Genomic DNA, 19,037 nt, shown 5'->3' with positions numbered 1-19,037 from the left:
CGCAAAAATAGTTATATCACTTGGAAACATTTTCGTAACATTGAGATTTGAATCGAAAGCTTCATCATTTTTAATACGAAAATCATTTCATTTTGAATCTAGTAATCCTAGCTGCAGGTAAAAATACCCGATTAGACACAGGCATTCCAAAAAGTCTTGTCAATTTAAATGGCGAAACACTAATGTCTCGGCATATTCGAATTTTTAAAAGCCATGGTGTAAAAAAGTTTTGCATCATCAGTGGTTATGGATCTGATAAGTTAGAAGAAGCACTACCTGAACTTAAAGGAACACATAATACTGATATAACCATTCTACATAATGAGAGGTTTGATTTGGAAAATGGATTTTCTGTTTTTCGTGCCAAAGAGTGGGTAGAGAAGAATAAGATGTCAGACTTTTTCCTCACAATGGGTGATCATGTTTTCGATCCTGAGTTTGTTGAAGAGTTTGTAAAAAAATCCAGCGGGTTGGAGAATACACTGCAGTTGGCAGTAGATATGCCGGGAGAGTCTAATAATCACATTGATATTGATGATGTGACTAAAGTACTTGTTGATGAAGAGGGATTTATCAAGTCGATCAGTAAAACGATTCCGGAATATAATCGATACGATACTGGCTTATTCAGACTGAAATCTGAAGTGTTTGATGTGTTTCAGCGATCGTTTGACCAGAAAGAATATACCATTTCTGAGTCTGTCTCGAAATTAATCGATAGCCGGGAGGCAAAATCAGTACTAGTGGAGGGGTTCACCTGGAATGATGTAGACAATCCAGATGACCTCCAAAGCACTAAAGATTTAATGGATCAGAAACGACTCTGATCAATCGAATTTGGTTATCCCAACCCTAAAAGGGTCCAAATTTAATTTTCACCTTTCACTTTAGGGATAGGGTAAATGCTGAAAATTGATTTAAAAATCAATCGTAATAATCTAATCCTAAGTTCGTGATAAGCGTTTCACCTGCAAGGTGTCGCAGCGTATTCTTAAGCTTCATCAACTGAACAAAGATGTCGTGCTGCGGCTTCAACCCTTTCAACGCTTGCGGCGATTTCAGGTAGAAAGAAAGCCACTCTTGAATGCCTTTCATTTCAGCACGCTGAGCCAAATCAAGGAATAAAGCCAGGTCCAGAACCAAAGGAGCTGCAAGAATGGAGTCTTTACACAAGAAATCCACTTTAATCTGCATTTTGTATCCTAACCATCCTTTAATGTCGATGTTGTCCCAACCTTCTTTGTCATCACCTCTAGGTGGGTAATAGTTGATTCTTACTTTGTGGTAAAGATTACCGTATAGTTTTGGGTGCAATTCAGGTTCTAAGACCTGCTCCAACACACCAAGTTTTGATACTTCTTTGGTTTTGAAGTTATCCGGATCATCCAATACCTCTCCATCTCTGTTACCAAGGATATTCGTAGAGAACCAGCCATCAATACCAAGTGATCTTGCTTTCAATCCCGGGGCAAGAATCGTTTTCATAAGTGTTTGACCGGTTTTGAAGTCTTTTCCGGCAATTGGAGTTCCTGTTTGTTTTGCAAGCTCTACAAGACAGTCAACATCGCATGAAAGGTTAGGCGCGCCATTCGCATAAGGAACTCTTTTTTTGATCGCAGCATATGCATAGATCATACTTGGTGGAATATCAGGGTGGTTGTTTCTCAGACCTTCTTCAAACTTCTCGATAGTTGAGTGAACCTCACCTTCCTCGATATAGATCTCCGTGGATCCACACCACACCATCACCACTCGCTCGCAGTTATTTTCTTTTTTGAAGTTTTCAATGTCTTCCATCAACATCTCAGCGAGCTCCATCTTGTTAGCTCCTTTTTTGTAGTAGCTGCCTTCCAGACGCTTCACGTAGTTTTTGTCAAACACTGCCTTCATCGGCTTGATTTGCTCAAGCTCATCTTTCAAGTCGTTCAATAAATCCTTGTCCAGCACCTTTGCATGCATGGCTGCTTCATAGGCATTGTCTTCGAATATATCCCAGCCACCAAGAGCTACATCTTCCAGTGATGCTAATGGCACAAAGTCTTTAATAAGCGGATTTCGATTTTCAGTTCGTTTGCCCAGTCGAATAGTGCCCATTTGAGTGAGGGAGCCGATAGGTTCTGACAAGCCTTTGCGAATGCTTAGCACCCCGGCCATGAAAGTAGTTGCAACAGCACCCATTCCTGGAGTAAGAATTCCTAGTTTGCCGTTAGGTTGTTTGATTTTTGATTTATCTGACATGTGTTTGTTCTATTAAAAACTTCGTGCGTAAAACCTTCTGTCATAAAATGAGGTCATTCACCCCAAAACTCTACAGAAATTTTCCGCAAAATAAATTAATCCCCAGCGGATAATCTTAACAATTCAATTATTTGATTGGAAAACACAGGTAATTCTTACCATTTTGTAACTTCATTCCACTAAATAGAAATATGACAGCTGAATTTATAAAGCTCTATCCGGAAAACCCTGAACGCAGGAAAATTGTGGAAATAGCCAAAGTGTTGCGCAATGGGGGTGTCATTATATATCCAACAGATACGATTTATGGTCTTGGCTGTGATATATTCAATCAAAAGGCGATTGAACGTATCAGAATAATAAAAGGTATAAAAGGCAAGCACCTGAACCTATCATTTATATGCTATGATCTTAGCCATATTTCAGAATATACGAAGCATCTGGATACTCCTACCTTTAAATTGATGAAGAAAGCTTTGCCGGGACCATATACATTTATCCTTGAATCTTCTTCTAAGGTCCCTAAGATCCTTAATGTTAAAAAGAAGACTGTCGGTATTCGAGTACCGGACAATAATATTCCGAGGGAAATAGTAAAGGAGCTTGGAAATCCGATCATAACTACTTCTGTGCATGATGATGAAACAAAAGACCATGCTACCGACCCTGAACTTATTTATGATGAATTTAAAAACTTGGTAGATATAGTAATTGACGGAGGTTATGGGGAAATTCATCCGAGTACTGTGATTGATTGTACTGGAGCTGATCCTTTAATCGTGCGTGAGGGGATTGGCGATATCAATATTATGGTATGAATAAGGTTGTTATCGAGCCTCATTATATAGGCTGCCTTGAGTATTATGCGCTAATACTTCAGTATGATGAGGTTTGTCTTGAGATAAATGATTCATTCCCCAAACAAACATTTAGGAACAGGGCATACCTGCTTACATCCAATAAAATTCAGCCACTAATTATACCAGTAAAGTATTCGAATGGTAGTCCTACCAGCGAGGTGGTCATTGACTATTCTCAAAGATGGGTCAAAGACCATTGGGGTGCTTTTTATTCGGCATATGGCAAGGCTCCCTTTTTTGAGTATTTCGGAGAAGATGTAAAATCGATCTGGGATTCTAAGATCAGTAGTTTGGTTGAGCTTGACGTTTCTTTTATGAAGTTAGTTTTTAAAATCCTTCAAAAGGATATCCAGATATCTTATACCTCCCAATACCTCGAAAATCATCAACAGGACTTCAGGGATGTCGTCAGTCCTAAGAAACCATTCTCTAATCGAAAAATATATGAGCCATTCTCATATCCGCAGCTTTTTGGTGATAACTTTGTGCCTAATCTGAGCATCATAGATTTGATCATGAATGAAGGTCCCAATGCGGCACATATTTTGATTAAATCGTTCAAAGGTTTGAAATAAACACAAGTAGTTCGTCGTGGGTTAAAGTATTTCGACGAGAGAATGAACAAATCTGAAACTGCTCACGTTTTTTCATCTACATTAAAGGATATTTCTTCATATATCCTATATTTTTACTAAAAAGCGAAAGGCAAAACGCATGTCAAAAGAGGCAAAATTTTCAAACAGAGTCAAAGAAGTTATCTCACTCAGTAGAGAGGAGGCCCTTCGATTGGGCCATGACTATATTGGCACAGAGCACCTCTTACTGGGTATGATCCGAGAAGGAGAAGGCGTGGCTGTAAGCGTAATGAAAAAACTTGGCTTGTCCATGAAAGAATTACGTTCTGCAATTGAGCAGGCCACCAAAGGAACAGCAACCAGCAATGTGAAAAACCTGGCGAATATTCCATTGACTCGTCAGTCAGAAAAAGTATTAAAAATTACTTACTTGGAGGCCAAAATCTTCAAGAGTGCATTGATAGGAACAGAGCATTTATTGCTTTCCATCCTTAGGGATGAAGATAATCTGGCAACTCAGATACTAGAGAAGTTTGAAGTAAACTATGATTTAGTGAAAGAGATGCTCGAGTATCAGACAGAAAATCCAATGGCGTCTGCTGACACAGATGATCCAAACGATGAAGGAGATGATTTATACTCAAGCAGCCCAAGAGGGTCTGGCAGAGCTTCTTCAGGTAAAGAGAAAGGAGCTGAAAAATCAAGAACTCCGGTTCTCGATAATTTCGGCAGAGACCTCACCAAATTGGCAGAAGAAGACAAATTGGATCCAATCATTGGGCGGGAGAAGGAAATTGAGCGAGTGGCTCAGGTATTGAGTAGAAGAAAGAAAAATAATCCAATACTCATCGGAGAACCTGGTGTTGGTAAGACAGCTATAGCTGAAGGGTTGGCATTACGAATTGTACAAAAGAAAGTATCTCGAATATTATTCGGAAAACGAGTAGTAACTCTTGACCTGGCTTCTCTTGTAGCCGGAACAAAATACCGTGGACAGTTTGAAGAGCGAATGAAGGCTGTCATGAATGAGATTGAGAAATCACCTGAAGTGATTTTATTCATCGATGAGCTTCATACAATTGTAGGAGCTGGTGGTGCTTCAGGATCACTGGATGCTTCCAACATGTTCAAGCCGGCCCTCGCAAGAGGTGAAATTCAATGCATCGGAGCTACAACACTGGATGAATACCGTCAGTACATTGAAAAGGACGGAGCATTGGCTCGAAGATTCCAGATGGTTATGGTAGATGCCACTTCTCCCGAAGAAACACTTCAGATACTGGATAACATAAAAGACAAGTATGAAAATCATCACCATGTAAACTACACTCCGGAAGCGGTAAAAGCATGTGTGACATTATCTGACAGATATATCTCTGACCGTTTCTTACCGGACAAGGCGATTGATGTGTTAGATGAAGCCGGTGCAAGAGTTCATATCAACAATATCAATGTTCCAAAGATCATTACTGAGCTTGAGGAACAAATTGAAGATGTGAAGAAGGAGAAAAATAAGGTAGTGAAGAGCCAGAAATATGAAGAAGCGGCTCAATTGCGTGACAGAGAGAAGAAACTAATTGCCCAACTGGAAGAAGAAAAGACGCGATGGGAAGAAGAAACCAGAACGAAACGCTATGAAGTTGGGGAAGATAATGTGGCTGATGTTATCGCCATGATGACAGGGATTCCAACCAAGCGAATTGCGGAGAATGAAAGTGCGAAGCTTCTCACCATGGGTAAGGAACTGGAAGGCAGGGTAATTGGTCAGGAAGAAGCAATCAAGAAGCTTGCGAAAGCCATTCAACGGACAAGGGTAGGGTTGAAAGATCCTAAAAAGCCAATTGGCTCATTTGTTTTCTTAGGTCCTACAGGAGTGGGTAAGACAGAAATGGCCAAAGTGCTTTCTACTTTCCTATTTGACAAGGAAGACTCCCTCATTCGTATTGATATGAGTGAATACATGGAAAAATTCTCCGTGTCTAGGTTGGTAGGAGCGCCTCCGGGATATGTAGGGTACGAGGAAGGCGGCCAACTCACTGAGAAAGTGAGAAGAAAGCCATACAGTGTTGTGTTGCTTGACGAAATAGAAAAAGCGCACCCGGACGTATTTAACATCCTTCTTCAGGTGCTAGATGATGGTGTTCTTACGGATGGTTTAGGAAGAAAGGTAGATTTCAGAAATACCTTGATCATCATGACCTCCAATATTGGAGTACGCGATCTTAAGGATTTTGGTGCTGGAATTGGTTTTGCTACGCAGAGCAGAAAAGACAGCATGGATGACATTATGAAGTCAACCATTCAAAATGCTCTTAAAAAGACTTTTAGTCCTGAATTCCTTAATAGACTTGATGATGTGATCATTTTCAATTCTTTGGAAAAAGAGGATATCTTCAAAATCATAGATATTACTCTTGGCAAACTGTTCTCACGAATTACAGATCTTGGATATTCCATTGAGTTGACCAAGAAGGCCAAAGAATTCTTAGCCGATAAAGGATATGATCCTCAGTATGGGGCAAGACCATTGGCTAGAGCAATTCAGAAACACCTGGAAGATCCGGTAGCGGAAGAAATTCTGAAAGGTGAAATTCAGGAAGGGGACACTTTATTAGCTGACTGGGATGGTAAAAAAGAAGAACTGAATATCAAGCTGAAAAAGAAGAAAACGCCAAAAGCGTCAGACAAAAAAGAAAAATAGAATAATGAAGGGGTGGCTTATGTTGTCCCTTTCTTTTTATCAATTTAGTTTATATTATAAACTATTTTATATTTGTATCGTATTTATAGTAAACATCTATAAAATCATGAGTAATAAAGAATTATCAAAAGACGAAAGCCTGACCTTAATCGCGGAAATGATCGGACAGGCCAAACGGAATGTAGCCAAAGGAGGAAGTTTTTACTTCTTGCTTTGGGGCTGGGTGGTAATGGTTGCTAATTTAGGACATTACCTTATTGCAAAGTTTCAATGGTATGAGCATCCATACATCGTATGGTTATTGGTTATTCCAGCATCCATAGTATCTATGGTTCATGGCGCTAGGAGAAGCAAGAATAGCCCAGTGAAAAGTCACCTTGACGGACTTTATGGTCAGATTTGGCTGGCAGTTTTTATCGGAATTATGGTTATTATATTCTTTATGGCGGAGGCTGGAAATTTAAATGCAATAATTCTCACATTTGCCGGAATAGGAACTTACATCTCAGGTCAGGCATTGCGATTTACACCATTAATCATGGGAGGTGTAGCATTGTGGGTAGCTAGTATTGTAGCATTTAATCTTGATCCTATTGATCAATACCTTGTAGGCACAGTTGGTATTTTAGCCGGATATTTGATTCCTGGTTACCTACTTAGAAAAGCAGAGAAATGAGTTTTGCACAATTAGATCCTTTATTGCATTCACAGCTTAGACTGGCAATAATGTCATTGCTAATCGGTGTGGATTCTGCTGAGTTTGTTTTCATTAAAGAAAAAACAGGAGCAACAGCCGGCAATCTAAGTGTCCAATTGGACAAACTTTCAAGTGCAGGATATATCAGTGTTACCAAGTCATTTAAAGGGAAAAAACCTTTGACTACCTGCAGCATTACGAAGGTGGGAATAAAGGCATTTGAAGATTATGTAAATAACCTTAAACAGTATATAGAATAATTTTTTTGAATTTATAGTTTATAAAATAAACTACTTTAAATATTAATAATTATGAAAAAGCTATTATCAATTACAGCACTATCGATGGTTTTTCTATCGTATGCGCAGACATCAAAAGAAACACAGTACGCTGCTTATTTAAAGGCAAGCAAAACCATGTGGGAAAGAAGCATAGAACAAGCAAAAAAAGAAAGTGGGGAAGAAAGCTTCGAAGTTGCCATGGCCATGTATGGATTACTAAACAATACAATGGCTACAGAGGATGAAGATACATTTGATGATTATAAAGATATCACGATTGATCTTCTGGAAAAGCTTATTGAGGATAATCCGGAATGGGGTGAGCCTCGGGCAGTTTTGTCTTCTACCTATGGATTAGTGATGGCCTATAGCCCATGGAAAGGAATGTACCTTGGAAGTAAGAGCTCTTCATTGATGGAGAAGGCTGTTGGGTTGCAGCCGGATTCACCATTGGTTCAAAAGCTTTTTGGTGGGTCGAAACTTTACACACCGGAAATGTTTGGTGGCGACCCAAAAGTAGCCGTTGATGCATTCAAGAAATCTTTAGAGCTATTTCAAGAAAACGATACAACCAATAATTGGCTATATCTGGACACCATGATGGGTCTTGCAATGGCTTACAGAAAGACGAATCAAAACGACAAAGCAAAGTCTACGCTTGAAAATGCTGTTGCTAAGGAGCCACAATATCAGTGGGCAAAATCAGTACTTGATAAGATCAATAAATCATGAAGCTCAGCATCGTTTTTTCCATTCTTATATCTTTTGCCTGCTTTAGCACTTATGCTCAGCAATCGATAGCCGGTAAGGTGGTAGATGCTGAGCAAGGTGAGGGCCTCATTGGCGCGCATGTTTATCTGCTCAACAATTGGCGAACAGGTGCTACCACTGATGTTGATGGTGTTTTTTCTTTAACCATTGCCGAGGAGGATAAAGGTGATACACTTGTCGTTTCATATGTAGGCTTTCAGGAACAGTTAGTGCCATTATCTGAAGGGATTACCATAAGGTTGGAACCTCTGCAATTGGAAGGGGAAACTGTAGTGGTGACTGCAAAACCTCTCATCGCGGAGGAGTTTAAATACATGGAAATCAAAAAGATTGAGATATATACCAATCCCGCAGCAAAGGCAGATCCATTGCTTGCCGTGAATTCTCTGCCTTCATCTACAACCGCAGATGAGTCCGCTAATATAAGTCTGCGAGGGAGTAGCCCAATTGAAACCGGTGTTTTTTTAAATAATGTACCAATATATGATGGCATTCGCTATTCTCAATTAAACGGAATTGGCACATTCAGCATTTTCAATACGGCTATTATTCAAGATGTTACGGTATTTCCGGGAAACCCACCCTTAGAATTTGGAAATGCAACTTCCGGTATTATTTCAATGCAGACAGATGATGCGATTGTAAAAGGAAATACTAATTCATTGATTTTAAGTCTGGCCAATATTGGATTTTCCAGAGAACAAGTCATTAATGAAAACCAAAGTCTCAAATTGTTTACGAATTGGCAACCAAGTGGTCCTATTAAGCAACTCAATGAAAGAGCTTTGGAAGATATCGAGTCATTTACATCCAATGATTTGGGTCTTTATTGGTACGGATCGACAGAAAAAATGAAATGGAAAATATTGAGCTACTCAGTAACTGAAGGCTATCAATTCAACTTTGAGCATCCCACTTACAGTGGCATTTTCGATCAGAGCAAACAAAGAAGTTTTCTCATTTCAAACATAGTGCGTCCATTGGGTATAGGATCCATTAGCCTGAATAATGGACTTAGTTACAGCAAGGGTAACTATGCTTACTCCAATGTTGGGTTTGGGGTGGAAAAGAAGGATCTCTTTTTGGGACTGAATTATCACTTTTCAAGTGAACGGTACAGTTTAAAAACAGGAGTAAGCTATGACCTAAGAAACTCCACTGTAAACGGAAATTTTCACGAATATTACTTTGCCTTAGGTGAGAATCACCCAACAATCGAGCTGAATGAAAGTGCTGTCATAAGAACCCTGGAAGGTTATAGCTATTTCAAATTCTATTTTTCAGATAAGTTGGCATTTGGAACCGGCTTGAGGAAAAATATTCCATTGGAGGAAGACGAAAGCTATCTAAGCAGCCAGGCTAATTTGTCATTCTCAGAAGATGAGTGGACCATTACTGCAGGAGCAGGTGTTCATAATAAACTTGGTCTTTTTGAGAATACGGGAGAGCCTTTTGAAGCTCAAAACTTCCAGAAATCTATTGATATTAAACGAGATAAAGACGGACTTGAAACAGCCTTAAGCCTCTTTGATAAGAAGGGTGAGATCAATGGAGAAGAATACACAGCAAGAGGGATAGAGATATATACTAACTATCGACTTAATCAAAAACTAGGAATGTCTGGTTCTATTACATTGCTCGATGCAGCAAGTAAATCAGTGGGAAACTACACGTACGATCTCTCTTATTTTATAAGAGCTAATGCTTCCTATAGGCCTGGTCGTTTATGGACGGTAGAGGCTATTTTGGTCGCCAGACAGGGCTCCAGCTATTCGCCCCTATCAACAGCCATCTATCGAGATACCCTGGATGCCTTTGAGCCTATTTATTCAGACATTAGCTCACGTCTGCCTCATTATTCCAATATTGGCTTATCTGTGAGTAAGATTTTTGCCATCTCGGAAGACTTTAACATGATCGCTTTTGGCAGTCTGAATAATGTGTTAGACAGGGAAAATATTCGTGGGTTTAGTTACAATTTCGACTATACCCAGCGTGATAGAAATTTCTTTTCCAGAAGAACAGCTTACATGGGAGTGGTTCTCAACTTTTAATACCCACCCCAGTATTTTCTCAAAAACCATTCGGAAGAAAAGAGCAGAAAAATAATGAGGTACCACCACCAGGTTTTATAAAGTGGTATCAGAGACTCTTCACTTTTAATTTTAGATTTAAAATCTCTGGACTCAACGTCTGCTATTAATTGATTGGTATTAGCACGATGTGCATATGATCCACCAGTTTTTTCTGCAAGATTTTTAAGGAGTTTGTGATCGGCAGTGAGATTGATATACTCCGGATTGATGTCCTGGACAGAGAATTCGCCTCTATCTGTGAATCGTGTGTCACCTATCCTGACTTCTGCCACATATTGGTATATGCCGGGTGGAAAGGTGGGTGATCGGAAGGTAGAATTATACTCTGAATCGGTAAAGCTATAATTCTGAGCATCTCCCTCAGAAGAGGTAATGGTGATTGAGATGTTGTTGTTGTAAATACGCTCATAAATATCGTTGTAGACTTCTGCTTCAAATTGGGCAGGCTCAGAATCGGTTATGTTCCGCTTTTGTATTTCAAATCGAAATTGCTTCTTATCATTTTTAATCGCTAGAAACTGGATGGTTTTTGTGATGAGGTTGTCAAATTGATTGGCATTGCCATTAATGGCTGCCTCCTGCAGCTTCCATTGCCAAATATTTTGTCCAAATAGCACAGCGTTTTTGTCAGAGCCATCATCATAAATAACCATCAATGGTTTATCTGTTTTCACACTTCCCAATCGCTGATACATGACAATTTCAGTTGGGCCGCTCACATTGTAATTACCAAATGGAACCTGAATTGGAGGGTAGTCTTCAAATGCAGAAACGTCCTCGATCTTGAACTTGCTGAAGTTTTGATTGAAGGAGCCTACAACCTTATCCGGTTGCGATCCTCTTCGTTCAATATTTACAAATGATAGCGATTTGTTTACTGATGTAATGGAGCTTTCGTTGCTTAAGATGTACCATTTACCGGGGTTTTCTTTGGGAGTAAACTTCACTCCGGAAGTGAAAGCACCATGAAAAATGACTACATCAAAGATTTCATTAGGCTTTTCATCGTGTATTCCAGGGATGTAAATATCCGTTTGATAGTTGCCGGTCTCATTAAGCGTGTTTCGAATGGCTTTGATATCCGGATGAGGAGCATTTGCTACTATCAAAACTTTCTGACTACCATCTACTACTTCCATAAAGATGTTAGACCTATTATTTTCAAGTGTGGTCTCGTCTTTTAGTGGAGTGACAGAGGCAATTATATGTCGCAAGCCTTCCGTTTCCGATTTTATATTGAATGTTACTTCCTGCACTTGTTTGCTTAGCTCCAATTCCTGCCTATCCAGGAGTTTACCGTTTTCAGTAAGTTGAAGACGTACTCTTTCATTTAAGAATCCATTTTGCCTCAGCTCAATACGGATGGGGGTTTCATTGTCCAGATAAGAGATTTTATTATACAATACTCTCGAGATGCTGAGGTCTTTAGAAGGGATGGTATCGCCTAATCCCAGAGTGTAGATTGGAGTTATGAAATTTTTATATAGTGGAGAACTGCCACGATTATAGATTCCATCTGTAGCTAATATAATTCCACGAAGATTCTTTTCATCGGTTTGTGCAGTAGCCTTCTCCAGTAGTTGGGTAAGGTTCGATGTAGAATAATTGAAATCAGCAGAATCATTGAAGTTAATGATTTCAACTTCCAGGTCAATGTCCTCTAACTGTTCTTTTATCTCATTGATGGTGAGAAGAATATCATCTGCACCAGTCCCTCTGGCAGGTACAGACTCTGAGTTATCAACTGCTATCGCAACTACAGGACGTTGCACTGTATTTGTGACCTGTCTCACGGAAGGTGTAAGCAGCAGTAGTGCTAGTGAAAGGATTGCAAGGAAGCGTATACTTGCTAGAATCCAATTTTGAGTTGATGTCCATGGCACCTTCTTTTTTGTATATAGAAAGTAGGAACCCAAAGCTGCAGCAATGATGATAACGATTACCCACCACCCGGAATACTCAAGTTGCAGAAAGCTTCTATTCATGAATTCATGTTGATTTCATTATGTACGAATACTCAGGAAAATATCCTGAACTTGAAATCTAATTCAAAAGAACAATACGAAGCAGGTTTTTGATTGATTCTATTTTTTGTTGAGTGGTTAATTCAAATATTCCGTCATTTCCGATGCAGATATTTTGTTTAAAGTGATCCGCTCAAACCGGCCCGCTACGAAAGTAGTCCCAAGTACGATGAGCGAGTTATCACCTGCTACTTTAATCGATGAAAAAGTAAATGGATTTAGGTAACCAATACGATGCACACCGCTGATTTCGCCGTTTTCGGTGTAGAAGTTAAGTAGTATTTGGCGTCCTTTGGTTTCAGTGGCGAAAATGGTATAGGCTGCACCATCATTATAGCCGATGATTTGTGTAGGAGAGTATGGTTTTATCTCTGCCATATTTCCCGGAAAGAGGTCCACACTAGAGCTTGTACCACTGGTAGATAAAGCAGTTGTTGCCAGTTGAAAATTTGCATCAAATTGAAACCCTGCTACCGCAAAACTACCTCCACTAAGAGGCATTACTGCACGTAATCCAGCATTGCTGGATTGCCCCTGCACCACACCGTTTGGGGAATCGGAAAAGTCGGTAAAGACGAGTGAAAAGCTATAATTGTAAAACCCATTGAAATAGTAATTGCCTGAAGACACCTCGCCACAAAAGAAGGGTAGTGGACGTTCACCCGCGTTGAGGTAATGGTTGATAATCTCCGCCTGAACATCATCACCGGGCCCTATGGAATAACTGTTTCCGCCAATAAAGGTGCCATCAAGCCCAATTTCCGAAATCTCTGTCTCTTGAGTCAGTGGGTCATAGCTTTGAAGTAAAAGATTTCCATTGCTCAAGATGGATGATGAAAGCGGATAGTTGATTCCACTTATGGATGATTCACTTTGAATTTCAAGCTGTGGATTTACGGCAATCAGGACTGCTTCCAATGTGGATGGATTCATCGCGAAGAAGTAGCTATTGCTATCAGCTTCATTTAAATACATATTGCCAATTGGAACAACATAGTCATCTAAATCGGAATCAAATTCATAAGTGCCTTCCTCATCTATTTTAATTAGTCGGACACCCATAAAGTCTGATTTGGAAAGTTCTGTTCCTGCTAAAATGATAAACCCATCGACTGTTTCAATGACATCTATGGGTCGATAGCTTACATCCAGATCAAAATCATCATAAATCTTAAAAAATGATTCACTTAGTGCAGGCTCATCATCAGCACAAGAAAGAAATAATGGAACCAGCATAAGAAAGAAGACTTTTTTAATCTTGCTCCTAAATTTTGCTGTGTGGTAATATTTAAAAATCATGCACATATTATCTCAATAAATGGCTGACCTCCCAGGTCAGTAAGCTTTGAATTGTGAATCGATATATCTAAATGGAAATACGAAGCTCAGTGATACATTGAAATCTCTGAGGAATACTTCATCATTGGTTTCACCTAGTGATGCCAATTCATTTTGTTGGACATTTGGCTGAGTGGCAGAAGTCAGGGATCGTTTATAGCTCACTTCGAAAACGGTTCTGATATTCCAGTAATCTAAATTCAATCCTGCACCGCCGGCAACTCCTGAAAATGGTTTAAATGCATCTTTAACACCCAAAGAAGTATTACCCCCGTTTGATGTCAATGGATTACCTGATGAATAGTCAATCTGTGTAATTTCGACTTCCTTCTGAGCTGCCAATATTCGAGAGTGAAAACCTCCAACCATCACGAAAGGACGAATCTTGCCTGATCGTATAACATCATACTTCAACATTAAGGGTAATTCAATCACATCCAGTCGTTGCTCAACATCATATCTGGTTTCAAATCTGTTTCCGGAGTTCTCACCCTGCCATTCCAAAAGACTATTGTATTTATACCTGCTTCGTTTATATGCCGGTTGAAATGACACTGAAAAACCACGGTGATAAAAATTCATTTCCAAACCCACATGGGCTCCTGGAAGCGCAAAATCATCATAGCTTTTTTGCAAACTGTCAGCGGAATAATTAATGGGGCTGAATCCTGTATTTCTAGTTTGCGGAAAGGCTTGCGTGTAATTAATCCCCATTTTCAGACCCAGCCAGAATTGAGTATCCAGAAAAGACTCCAGAGGATTTTTCTCAGGTTTCATTTGTGCCTGAAGGAAGGAGGACATGAGCATCATGCATATAAATGCAGGAAGCTTATTTACGAATGACGAGCCTTTTAGTATCATCGAGCATTTCAGATTTAGCTTTAATAAAATAGAACCCAGGGCTAAACGAATCTAGCATAAAAGAAAATGAATGATCACCAGGGGATAACCTTCTCTTTTGCTGTGCCACAATATCACCGCGAATATTGATCAATTGTACGCTCACATCCTGATAGTTATTCACAAATATTTTAGCCTGTGCATAGGTGGATGCCGGATTTGGATAGACAGATTCGATCCGATAATTACGCTTCAGGTATTCTTTTTCTCCCAGGATGACTTCTTTGATTAAATCCATGGGTTCATAATTGCCTCCCTCCGGATTTGGTCCTTCTATGAAGTCTCTGTAAAAAATGTCATTTGAAATAACAGACCGTTCTACACCCATCCATTCGTGCAGTACATTCGCGTATATCTGTCGGTAGTCAAATTGCATGCCAACATTGCTCTGCGAAACATCAGGAACCGTTCCGTAGATACCCGGCTTAACACCTAAACCAAACATCATTACCGGGCCGCCTGTACCATGATCACTTCCATAGCTTCCGTTTGAGCCTACACGTCTGCCAAATTCAGACATGGTCATCGTGAGCACACGATCTTCCAGTCCACGGGACCTAAGGTCTTTTTGAAATGCATGCATCGCTGATGAGATGTGATGTAAAAGTGCGGAATGGACGCCCATAGTAGGATCGTAATCTTCTACCTGAGATGCATGTGTATCGAAACCACCCATTTTAACAAGAAAAACCTTTGTTTTCACACCCCCGGCTAGTAATCGGGCGACTAGTCTCAGCTGACTACTCAATGGATTTCGTCGGGCACCTTCCGGGGCATTGAACGGATATAATTCCGGGTATGTAACTGAGGTATCCGATGCGGAATCATAGATTTCCGCCAATCGCTTAATGTACGTCTCTGATTTGTCCTCCAGTCCCAGGATCCAATTCATTTCCTGCCCATAAGGTGAATTATTCAGAAAAGCAGGTGGGTTTCCCCGTGGGTCAACTCCTTCATCTACAAATCCTTCCAACTGATCAATGAGATTAGCCAGATTTCCGGGACTACTGCCTAATGAGATAGAAGTTGGAATATTGCCATCTTGATGAAAAAGAAGAGATACATCATTACCCATTTCAAGTGCTAATGGATCCGGCATATCATTCGTTGGGAAGTCGGAAGGATAGGTGAGAGGCTCATATTCTTTGCCAAGATATCTGCCAATCCAGCCTGAGCTAAAATAGTCATCGGCACCACCTCCCATAAACCATATATCACGTCCTCTGAAGTGAGAACCATTGTTGTTTTCATAAGAGACCCCCTGGAATACTGCTGCTTTTCCAGTATCATAAAGTCGCTTGAAATCATGCATGTCAGGGTGCAATCCAACTTGCTCTTCACTTCCAACAGTGCTATCTAAAGGAATTAATGTTCTGTTTCCTACTTTGTAAGGAATCGCGATATTGGCTCTTCTGCTATAGTATTCATCGTAGTTTGAAATAGGAATAATGGTGTTTAATCCATCATTCCCACCATGTAGTTGCAGAATGATTAGCACACGATCGTTGGTGCTTTGTTGGGCGAGGTGCTGGATTTCCTGATGAGATCCCAGCAACTTTAATGGTACACCTTGAAAAGCAATGGGAGCACCTGCTGCAAAACCTATTTTCTTTAAAAAATTCCTTCTTTTCATGTGTGTATTATTTTATTCAAACGCCACATGGAATTCGCATAATTGTTACTTCCAATTGTCAGTTTAGTTTCCATTATTATGCTCATTTCATAGCCCTACATTAATTGGTACTCAGGTGATTGCAGCATGGCGTTAAATAATCCGGATAGTTGATTTCTAACTGTATCCATGTCAATTCCATTATCCCATCTGTTGGTCCATGCCGCTTCCGGATCAGCGTCAATTTGTGGTGAAAACAGAAAAGCAGACAGGAAATAGTTCAGTCTTTCAACCGTAAGCTCACCTACGCCCGGAGTATCAAAAGATAAGTTTTCTGCAGTAGGTAAAAGATACTCTGCAATGGCAATGATCAAGTCTCTTGCATTACTGGCAACACCCGAAAAATTTGTCTGAACGAACTGCACAATATCCACCTGTCCCATTTCAATCATTTGATCAGCGGTAATAGCTCCTCGAATGAAATTATATCTGTTCGTTAGGTAGTTTGTAGTGATCCAACTTCTATTAAAAATGGGAAATTGATGATAAGCAGCATAGCCTGCAACTTCGAATGGTTCGTAATAGTCCATTCCCTGAACATTTATTTCATTTAAAAGACCACCTGCAAATTCATAATAGGTATTCAGGTCTGTTTGATAATCAGGTAATTGAATTTCAAAGTTTCTGATAAAGCCGCACACCAAATCCAATGGAGATTTTATGATACTTCCGAAATTATTATCATCCGGACCTGCTTCTGCTTCATAAAAATGCTCACTTGTTAGTAGTGCTTCTAAAACCGGCTGTAGTTTAAATTCATTGGCTGTGAAAATATCAGCCATATCCTGAATGATGTCGTCTTGTAGCGTCTGATCTACCTGGTGATATACAAAAAAACGATATACCTCACGACAAATGCTTCGAGCAGTTTCTGCCTGGTCATAGATAAGATCCACAAATTGGCTGACCTCATCCAAGACACTCGCTTCCGTTGGACGTCCTGCCAGTTCCAGGTCAGGGTCAGGAGATACAATTCCATTTCCCATTCTCGAGCTGAAAGTCTTATCACCTTCTTCATGACTAGAGGCAATGTTGCCACCTCTCACTACACCACGAGGCAGTCCGGTATCTTCATCAATATTAGAGAAGGTCTGATCAACATTGAAGCCAGATAAAACACGCGCTCCTGCTTGCACATCCTCTTCAGTAAAGTAGAAGTAATCTCCGGCAAATTCCGGTTCCGGAACGTTCCCCTCAAGGCCTCTCCCAACAGAGTAAAGTTCAAGTAACTCTCGCGCGTAGTTTTCGTTTGGACTGCCCTTGACATTAAATCGCCCATCAAGGAATACGAGCATGGCGTTATCCACGCTTAATTTTTTTGTAAGTTCTTTGATATTTCTAGGAACGATTGTGTCGGTTGCATCAGGATCGTCCGGATCATCAGGAGGGATGATAATGTCGTTAGCATCGAAAGCAAATAACCTAAAAAGTGCTTGTTGATAATAAAGCGCTCTGGAGCTATTTACTACAGATCGTTTAGTGGTAAAATGCGTATGAAAGAAAAACACCAATCGTTCACGGAAGATGTATGACAGTTTAAGAGATGGATCAATTCCATTGCCTAGTAGCTGGCCTAGGTGCCAGGCTAAAAAATATCTTTCTAATTCAAACCCTTCGCTTTGAGCATTTCCAGTAGTTATCCATTCGTTACCTGTCAGCGGATCGATGGGCAATACAGGATCCGGTAAAGTAGTATTGAAAAGCTGATCAACTGCCTGGGCTGGTGTAAGTGCTGCAAACGAGTCAATTTCAGCAATTGACCCTCCGAAGCACGTGCGCCTAAGAAGGTGAGCAGCTCTCTTTTTTCCCAATGTGCTGGTTAGTGCATTTAAAGGCATCAGAGCTGTTTTGATAATACAACACTAAAAGTAAATCAATTATTATAAAATAAGTTATAAATAATATTGAAATAGTTTAATTGATTGTTAAGACAATAAAAAACCTGCTTAGAGCAGGTTCGAGATAGTCGTTCTCCTTTGTCAACCTTAGCCGAACAGATACTGAAATAAGTTCAGTATGACTTTTCGATTGAAATAACGCCTGAATTTTAAAGCTGCCATGCTGAATTTATTTCAGCATCTAAAACTTGACAAAGGAAGTCTAGTTATGCTATAATAAAATCAGGTCAACATCCCACCGTCTACCTGTATGGTTTGGCCGGTGATATAAGCTGACATATCAGAACCCAAGAACACACATGCATTGGCAACATCTTCAGGTGACCCTCCACGCTTCAATGGAATGGCGTCTCTCCATCCTTGCACCGTTTTTTCATCCAATGCGTCAGTCATTTCTGTTTCAATAAATCCAGGAGCAATGGCATTACTTCTAATACCTCTAGAGCCTAGCTCTAATGCAACTGATTTAGTAAAACCAATAATTCCGGCTTTAGAAGCTGCATAGTTAGCCTGACCAGCATTTCCTTTCACTCCTACCACTGAAGACATGTTAATGATAGAACCACTTCGTTGCTTCATCATGGTTCTGCAAGCAGCTTTCACGGTATTGAAGCACGATTTTAGATTGATATTTTGTATCGCATCCCAGTCCTCTTCACTCATGCGCATCAGCAGGTTGTCTTTTGTGATACCTGCGTTATTGATAAGAATATCCAGCGAACCAAAATCTTCAACTACACTTGCAATCAGATCCTGTGCAGCCTGATAGTCAGAGGCATCTGAGCGGTATCCTTTGGCTTTGATGCCTTTGGCAGAGAGTTCTTTTTCCAAAGCTTCTCCTTTTTCTACACTAGACAAGTAAGTGAATGCAATATTGGCTCCATGCTCAGCATATTGTTCGGCAATTGCTTTGCCTATTCCTTTAGATGCTCCTGTGATGAGTGCTGTTTTTCCTTCAAGTAGTTTCATTGTTCTAGTTCTGTGTC

General features: G+C 40.1%; 15 protein-coding genes. 8 read left to right on the top strand and 7 right to left on the bottom strand.

Going from position 1 to position 19,037, the window contains the following annotated elements; genetic code table 11:
- Positions 1-92: 92 nt before the first annotated feature.
- On the top strand, positions 93-827 hold the full coding sequence (locus ACQK2H_RS18635) for an NTP transferase domain-containing protein (RefSeq protein WP_425392893.1): 735 nt from the start codon (positions 93-95) through the stop codon (positions 825-827).
- Between the two features lie 97 nt (positions 828-924).
- Here ACQK2H_RS18635 and ACQK2H_RS18630 read toward each other — a convergent pair whose 3' ends face one another.
- Positions 925-2,238, bottom strand: coding sequence for an inositol-3-phosphate synthase (locus ACQK2H_RS18630; RefSeq protein WP_425392892.1), 1,314 nt, complete (start codon positions 2,236-2,238; stop codon positions 925-927).
- A 191-nt stretch (positions 2,239-2,429) separates the two neighbouring features.
- Between ACQK2H_RS18630 and ACQK2H_RS18625 the strand changes: the two genes are divergently transcribed.
- From ACQK2H_RS18625 to ACQK2H_RS18595, 7 genes are all read left to right on the top strand, one after another.
- On the top strand, positions 2,430-3,056 hold the full coding sequence (locus ACQK2H_RS18625; RefSeq protein WP_425392891.1) for an L-threonylcarbamoyladenylate synthase: 627 nt from the start codon (positions 2,430-2,432) through the stop codon (positions 3,054-3,056).
- Positions 3,053-3,673: a WbqC family protein gene (locus tag ACQK2H_RS18620; protein ID WP_425392890.1), complete on the top strand. Its 621-nt coding sequence runs from the start codon at positions 3,053-3,055 to the stop codon at positions 3,671-3,673. The genes ACQK2H_RS18625 and ACQK2H_RS18620 overlap by 4 nt, the downstream gene beginning before the upstream one ends.
- A 139-nt stretch (positions 3,674-3,812) precedes the next feature.
- On the top strand, positions 3,813-6,374 hold the full coding sequence (locus ACQK2H_RS18615) for an ATP-dependent Clp protease ATP-binding subunit (RefSeq protein ID WP_425392889.1): 2,562 nt from the start codon (positions 3,813-3,815) through the stop codon (positions 6,372-6,374).
- A gap of 106 nt (positions 6,375-6,480) precedes the next feature.
- The gene (locus ACQK2H_RS18610; protein ID WP_425392888.1) at positions 6,481-7,050 is read left to right on the top strand and encodes a hypothetical protein; all 570 of its coding nucleotides are present in this window, start codon (positions 6,481-6,483) and stop codon (positions 7,048-7,050) included.
- Positions 7,047-7,331: a transcriptional regulator gene (locus ACQK2H_RS18605; RefSeq protein WP_348280895.1), complete on the top strand. Its 285-nt coding sequence runs from the start codon at positions 7,047-7,049 to the stop codon at positions 7,329-7,331. Before ACQK2H_RS18610 ends, ACQK2H_RS18605 begins: the two co-directional genes overlap by 4 nt.
- 51 nt (positions 7,332-7,382) lie before the next feature.
- Entirely contained in the window at positions 7,383-8,084 is a 702-nt protein-coding gene (locus ACQK2H_RS18600; protein ID WP_425392887.1) for a tetratricopeptide repeat protein, read from the top strand.
- The gene (locus tag ACQK2H_RS18595; RefSeq protein WP_425392886.1) at positions 8,081-10,177 is read left to right on the top strand and encodes a carboxypeptidase-like regulatory domain-containing protein; all 2,097 of its coding nucleotides are present in this window, start codon (positions 8,081-8,083) and stop codon (positions 10,175-10,177) included. Before ACQK2H_RS18600 ends, ACQK2H_RS18595 begins: the two co-directional genes overlap by 4 nt.
- Here the strand turns inward: ACQK2H_RS18595 and ACQK2H_RS18590 are convergent.
- From ACQK2H_RS18590 to fabG, 6 genes are all read right to left on the bottom strand, one after another.
- Complete coding sequence (locus ACQK2H_RS18590; RefSeq protein ID WP_425392885.1) at positions 10,174-12,204, bottom strand: hypothetical protein; 2,031 nt, start codon at positions 12,202-12,204, stop codon at positions 10,174-10,176. The genes ACQK2H_RS18595 and ACQK2H_RS18590 overlap by 4 nt on opposite strands.
- A 117-nt stretch (positions 12,205-12,321) precedes the next feature.
- Positions 12,322-13,479 (bottom strand): hypothetical protein, encoded by a 1,158-nt coding sequence (locus ACQK2H_RS18585; RefSeq protein WP_425392884.1) that lies wholly within the window; start codon positions 13,477-13,479, stop codon positions 12,322-12,324.
- Between the two features lie 99 nt (positions 13,480-13,578).
- Complete coding sequence (locus tag ACQK2H_RS18580) at positions 13,579-14,442, bottom strand: outer membrane beta-barrel protein (RefSeq protein ID WP_425392883.1); 864 nt, start codon at positions 14,440-14,442, stop codon at positions 13,579-13,581.
- Positions 14,411-16,114 carry a DUF1501 domain-containing protein gene (locus tag ACQK2H_RS18575; RefSeq protein WP_425392882.1) on the bottom strand — a complete coding sequence of 568 codons (1,704 nt, stop codon included), beginning with the start codon at positions 16,112-16,114 and terminating at the stop codon, positions 14,411-14,413. The genes ACQK2H_RS18580 and ACQK2H_RS18575 overlap by 32 nt, the downstream gene beginning before the upstream one ends.
- Before the next feature lie 95 nt (positions 16,115-16,209).
- The gene (locus ACQK2H_RS18570) at positions 16,210-17,991 is read right to left on the bottom strand and encodes a DUF1800 family protein (protein WP_425392881.1); all 1,782 of its coding nucleotides are present in this window, start codon (positions 17,989-17,991) and stop codon (positions 16,210-16,212) included.
- A gap of 282 nt (positions 17,992-18,273) precedes the next feature.
- Complete coding sequence (gene fabG, locus ACQK2H_RS18565; protein WP_425392880.1) at positions 18,274-19,020, bottom strand: 3-oxoacyl-[acyl-carrier-protein] reductase; 747 nt, start codon at positions 19,018-19,020, stop codon at positions 18,274-18,276.
- Positions 19,021-19,037 lie beyond the last annotated feature (17 nt).

The organism is Ekhidna sp. (assembly GCF_965228795.1).
GTDB lineage: Bacteria > Bacteroidota > Bacteroidia > Cytophagales > Cyclobacteriaceae > Ekhidna.
Note: the sequence above shows the minus strand (reverse complement) of the source record. Positions and strands in the feature narration are given on the sequence as shown.